The organism is Bifidobacterium catulorum (genome assembly GCF_003129925.1).
Lineage (GTDB): Bacteria > Actinomycetota > Actinomycetes > Actinomycetales > Bifidobacteriaceae > Galliscardovia > Galliscardovia catulorum.
Genome location: NZ_QFFN01000064.1, coordinates 1 through 6165 on the forward strand (window position 1 = coordinate 1; position 6165 = coordinate 6165).

Sequence of the window (6165 nt, forward strand, 5' to 3'; positions counted from 1 at the left end):
TTCCATACCCGCACACACAAAAGCCCCGGCCACGACGCCGAGGCTCAACACCCCACCACACAAACTGGCGAAGGCTCATAAATAACGAGGATCAGCCAATCCACCCAACTCAGCGACAGGCGAATCGCAGACTCCCCAACAGCACCAGTCATCATGCTGTCCGTCCTTCCTTCCGTATGTCCATCCGGCTGCGGCGCCGGACTGCAATACCGTCATCGGTTTGCGTGAACGAAACCATTGTTACGCCATAAACGCAATAAGTCAAACACGGATGCAACAAAGTAAAACAAGAAAGGCACAATATATAGTTATGTAAACATCGTTTTCTGTTTGATTTCAACGGGAATGTAGGATTTCGTTCGTTCATAAAAGCGGTTGCAGACAAAATGTGACATATTTCACACTTTTAACAACGTTGATATGACGCCGTCTCGCAAACGCAAACCGACATAATCGAACACATATACGACATGATGTCGTTGTTGTGAGGTTTTTCATCGCGGCGATGCGGATACGTGACACGCCCGCGCCTGTAGGGACGCGGGCGGCGGCCGGTGCGGGCACGACGGTCAAGACACGCCCATGCCCGCGGGGACGCACATAGGCTGCCCCTCCCGCGAGGGAACGCAAGTCGGCAAAACGATGAATCAGTGGGTGGCGAGGCGGCGGGGTTACGAGGGGTAGGACGGCGGACGGCAGGCGTCAGCAAGACGACGGCGGGACGACAGCGGGACGACAGCAGGCGTCAACAGGACGACAGCAGGCGTAAGCAGGACGATGGAGGGACGGCAGCAGGATGACGGAGGGACGACAGCAGAACGACAGCAGACGTCAACAGGACGACAGCAGGACGACGGCGGACGCGACCGGACCGTCATGACTCAGCGAAACATGCCAGACCAGCCTCGGGCCGTCGCCGCACCCGCGCGGATTCATATGCGCGGGCCTCGCAATCTCCGCAGACCCCGTGTCCCGCATCCGCACCTCATGCGGCGCGGCGGACGCTTGGCCATGTGTCCCGTCCGGCGCCTCGGCCTCGCCCGCGTCCGCCGATGTTTCCACGCAGCCACGCTCCGATGCGGACTCCACGACGATGCCCAATGATTCCCGCAAGGTCCGCTCGACGTCGTCGCGGAGCGTCACGCTCGGCCGCCCGCGCGAATCGTCGAGGATCTCGATGCCGGACCAGGGGAAATCGTCGAGTGTATACGGGTTCGGACGGTCGGCGAGCGCCTCGCTCCACGCCTTGAGCACGGCCTCCTTGCCGGCCCACCGCGCGGCGAGGTGCGCGGATTCGTCGTCGTGTTTGATGCGGGCGCGCATAGCCGACTGCCGCAGTTCGCGCGGCGAAAACAGGCGGCGCATACGGGAGCCGGGTTCGGCCAGCTGTTCGGAGAATGCGGCGATGTCGACCACGTCGTGTCCCAGACCAAGTATCAACATGTCCTCCTCCACCTCGCATTACAGCATGCCATCACATTTACATACGTTCCATTTACCGTATGCTCAGCATGCACCGCTTGCCGCATGCTCACAACACCGTACGCCCCCACCTACCTTTACCATGCGCCGCTTACCGCACGCTCAGCATGCACCGCACGCCCACAACACCGCATGCTCCCACTTACCTTTACCATGCACCCCTATTTGCTGTACGCCTATTTGCTGTACGTCCGGATTCACCATGGTCCTCATTTGCTCCACCCCTTCGCCCCTCTCCTCCACGATGCCTGGCACAACCACCCATCATCACAACCACCCATCATCACTTTGATCAAACCACTCATTAACACGTTTGTCGGTCGTAACGTGACCGGGTATAGGTACGCCCGGTCACGCCTGATTGAAATCGTTGAAATTGCAATGGTTTTCAGACCGCGTGACAAGGCATGGGTATACCCGGTCACGCAACCTACACCCGGTCACGCGACAACCTGCACCCGGTCACACGACCTACACCCCGTCACGCAACACGCACCCGGTCACGGAAACGCAACCCTGTACCCGGCCACGCAGCACAACCCGTACCCGGTCACACAAACCCGTACCTGGTCACGCCGCCTTTCGCAACGGTATGGCCGACCGCTTCACGTCGTCGAGGAGGTCGAACAGGGCGTTGACGTCGTCGTCCACGAACAGGTCATCCGGTCCGCCGGCGGCGAGGTCGATGAACGGCTGCTCGTAGAGCCGGTCCCCGTTCATCACGCCATCCTTGGTGAGCTCCCGGACGATATGGTTCACGAACTCGATCTGACGCGAGTTGTAGCGTTTGCCGTCGAGGAACCGGGCGAACGTCGCCTGCACGGCAGCCGGTTCCAATCCGACCAGCGACCGGATGAACAGGCCGAATCCGCTGACCTCATCATCTTCCCCGCCAGTGCCATCGGCCGCATCAGCGCCACCGGCCGCATCAGCGCCACCGGACGTGCCGGAACCGTAGAGACCGCCGACGCCGTACTGCTCCCGGCAATGGATGTCGGCGGCGCGAACGTCCTCTTCGTCGCCGATCCCGTTGTCGATCAGCATCCGGCCGAGTTCGTCGAGGTCCTGCTGCGTAAGCTGTTCGCCCATGCGTACGCGCCGCAGCACGGCGTTGTCCTCCTCGCGCAGGAACGCCAGGGCCCGTTCGCGGAACCGCCGGTAATCCACGGAGGAGACGTCCCCTCCACGGGCCAGCTCCACGCTCTCCACCGTGTCGAGCGTGTCCTCGAAATCCGTATACACCACGTTCCGGCGATTCGCCGCCGCATAGTAGGCGATGCCACGCAGCGATTTTCGCGCGTGTTCCAGCATGGGAACGGTGACGTCCTGCCACCACTCATCCCCGGACACCGCTTCCAGGAGTTCGGCCTGTGCCGCGATGGCGGGAACGTTGCGGTTCTTCGGCGACATGAGTTCCGAGGCGATGGTCTGGACGGCTTTGCGCACCGAATTCAGATTGCGTTCGGGCAGGCCGATGGCATCCGCCAACGTGTCCGCGGCGTCGCCGGCGTCAGCGCCCGCACCCTCCGCGGTCTCGTCCGCGGTCTCGGCACCGCCGCCCGCACCCTCACCAATAGCAGCAGCACGCAGCACGCCCAGCTCGTAGCGATACATGAGTTCGTCGAACCGTTTTGCCTGAAGCCCGGCATCCCGGGAAAGCCCCGCATCGGAGGCTCCAGCGGCACCGTCGTCATGGAAATTCGACGGCAACCCGGCAAGGGTGACGGCTTCGGAGGCCTTCCGCACCGTGATGTTCCGCCACCAGCCGCCAGCCTCCGATTGCGAGCCGTCGCCGCCGTTGATCGTGTCGATGAGTCGACGATGCGGGCGGACGAGCACATTGGATTGCGTATCCATGCCGGCCACGTAGTCGCCGAGTGTGCGCGCAAGCGTCTCGCGATATTCGCGCATGTCGTCCGGAATCCCGTCGCCAACACCGCCGACACCGCCACCGACCTCGCCACCGTCACCGGCAACGCCAACGCCACCGGCACCATTCCCCGCGTCCAACGCCGCCAGCAGTCCCACGCGCAACCGGAACAGCCGCTCGTCCAGCGACATGCCCACGCGCCCCGACGCCTCGGGCATGTTCTGCCGGAAGAACTCGATGTTGCCGCAGCAGTCGAACACCAGGAACTCGCTTTTGTCCGCACCCGGTGCGCCCACGGGCCCGAACAGACCCGGGCACAGTCTGGTCCCGCGCCCGATCATCTGCCAGTATTTGGTCCTGCTCATCACCGGCTTGAAGAATACGAGGTTCACGACCTCCGGCACATCCACGCCGGTGTCGAGCATGTCGACGCTGATGGCGATCTGCGGCATCTTGCCCGGGTCCGAGAAGTCGTCGATGCGCGCCTGCGCATTACGGGTGCCGTGTGTGATGATCTGCGCGAACGTGCCGCCGTATTGCGGCCAGCCGATGTCGAACCGCGCCTTGATGGCTTCGGCGTGACGCTGGTTGCGTGCGAAGATGATGGTCTTGCCCAGCGTGTTGCCGTCGTCGACCTTGATGCCCTGTTCCATCACCACGCCAAGCACCTTGTCGATGGTGTCGGCGTTGAACAGGAAGCGGTTGATGTCGCCGGCATCCACCGAGTCGGGTATGTCGCCCTCCTCGTTCCACTCCTGCTCGTCCCATTCGAGTTTCTCCTCGTCAGTGAGCCGATCGTAGTCTATGCCGTCTCGCATGAATCCGGTGACGATGCGCTTGCCCACGGGCGGCACGAGGTACCCGTCTTGCACGGCCTCGTCGAGCGAGTATGCCGCGGTGGGCACGCCACCGGATTCCTCGCTGTATTCGAGCCCGAACAGTCTGTACGTATTGCGATCGACCTCGTTCTTCGGCGTGGCTGTGAGTCCGACAAGCAGCGAATCGAAGTAGTCGAACAGGAATCCGTATTTGGCGTATACGGATCGATGGGCCTCGTCGACAACCACGAGGTCGAAGAATCCGGGCCCGAACTTCAGCTCTCCGCCGCCGTCACCGCCGCGCCGCGCGTTGATGAGGTTCATCATGGTGGGATATGTGCTGACGTAGATTCGCCCGGCCGTTTCGGCGTCGTCGTCGAGCAGGTTGACGATCGGCATCGCTGCGCCGAGTCCGGTATCGGGGTTGCGGAACGCCCTCACGGCCTGGTTGACCAACGCGGTGCGGTCGGCGAGGAACAGCACGTTGCGCACCCAGCCGGCCTTCATCAGCTGATCGACCAGCGCGATGGTCATGCGGGTCTTGCCGGTGCCGGTGGCCATGACGAGCAATGCGCCGCGCTGGCGTTCGTCGAACGCCTTGTCCACCGCCGCGATGGCCGCGATCTGATAGGGCCTCCCGGCGATGGCGGTGTTGATGGGCGCGCCCGACAGCCTGCGGGCGCCGGTGCGGCGTTGGATCATGCGCCGTAGTTCGGCTTTCCTGTAGAATCCGGCCACGGCCCGGGCGGGGTATCCCGCTTCCCCGCCGTCGGCCGTCCGCCAGTTGTCCCAGATTTTCGTCTCGTATCCGTTGGTCGCGAAGATGACCGGACGCTGGCCTGTCATTTTCTCCAATCCGTCGGCGTATTCGCGCGCCTGGTCAAGGCCCGTGTCCACGCTGACCGCGGTGCGTTTGGCTTCCACCACGGCGAGCGGCAGCCCGTCGTCGTCCCACAGCACGTAGTCGGCGTATCCGATACCGGAGGGGTGCTGCGGCGTCTTCGGCAGTCCGGTGATTTCGACTTCGCGGTTGGTGTCGTCGAGACGCCAGCCTTGCTCCTCAAGCAATGCGTCGATGAGCATGGCGCGGGTTTCGGCTTCGCCGATCGAGTAGTCGTGGGTGTCGGGGGCGGTGGTGGCGGCCTGGGCCTGCCTGATCTGTTCGCGGAGCTGTTCGATTGTGGCCTGCCGTTCGACGATGGCCAAGTCCTTGGCTTTGATGAGCCGTTCGCGTTCTTCGATGGCGCGCCGATGTTCCTCGGCCTGCTCGCTGACCCACTTGCGCAGTTGTGCGGCCTGTTGGGCGTTGAGGGCTTTCAACCGTTTGGCTAGGTTGGCGTCGAATCGCCGGTTCAGCGGCACGTTTTCGGGATGGGCACTGTGATTGTAGCCTGCCCAGACGACGACATGGAACAGATTTCCCACAGTCAAGGACGCCTTCTGAATGCCGATGGAGGGCTTCTCCTTATGCGCGGCATCGTTACCGACTCTTCGTATGAAGTCGAGATAATCGATTATGGGGTTGGCGACCGATCGCCGGAATTCCGGATTGTTAAGGCGCGTATAGATGTCGTCACGGTAGGGCCTGTGCAGATCGAATACGTCGTAGGAGAGATATTCGGTGAGCCAGTCGATGGCTCGTCTGGCGTAGACGCATGCGGTCACCGGGTCGGAGTAGATGTATGATTCCGCTTTCACACAGTCGCTGTAGATCTCCGGGAAGATGCTTTCCACGAAATCGAAGTTCCCACTGCCCATGGCTGTCCCTTTCCTTCGACGTCTCCTCCACTGGAGGCGTCTTGCCGTTGTTCATCACTGCATAATGAACAACCGGACAATTATTCCGCAGTCTACCCGCGTAAAGTGACGTGCCTTATTCGTCATGGCCGGGGTCTTGCGGCCGTTGCGTTCGTGATTGCCCGGGAACGACCGGACCCGTGGCCTCCTCCGATTATCCCGGCTGGGCGATGGCGGCCACGGGTCGTGGAAGGGTGG

General features: G+C 62.4%; 2 protein-coding genes. Both read right to left on the reverse strand.

The features are described 5' to 3' along the window. Positions 1 to 831 precede the first annotated feature (831 nt). Complete coding sequence (locus DF200_RS10385) at positions 832 to 1443, reverse strand: holo-ACP synthase (RefSeq protein ID WP_109138198.1); 612 nt, start codon at positions 1441 to 1443, stop codon at positions 832 to 834. A 609-nt stretch (positions 1444 to 2052) separates the two neighbouring features. Next, positions 2053 to 5928 (reverse strand): DEAD/DEAH box helicase family protein, encoded by a 3876-nt coding sequence (locus tag DF200_RS10945; protein ID WP_170112511.1) that lies wholly within the window; start codon positions 5926 to 5928, stop codon positions 2053 to 2055. Positions 5929 to 6165 lie beyond the last annotated feature (237 nt).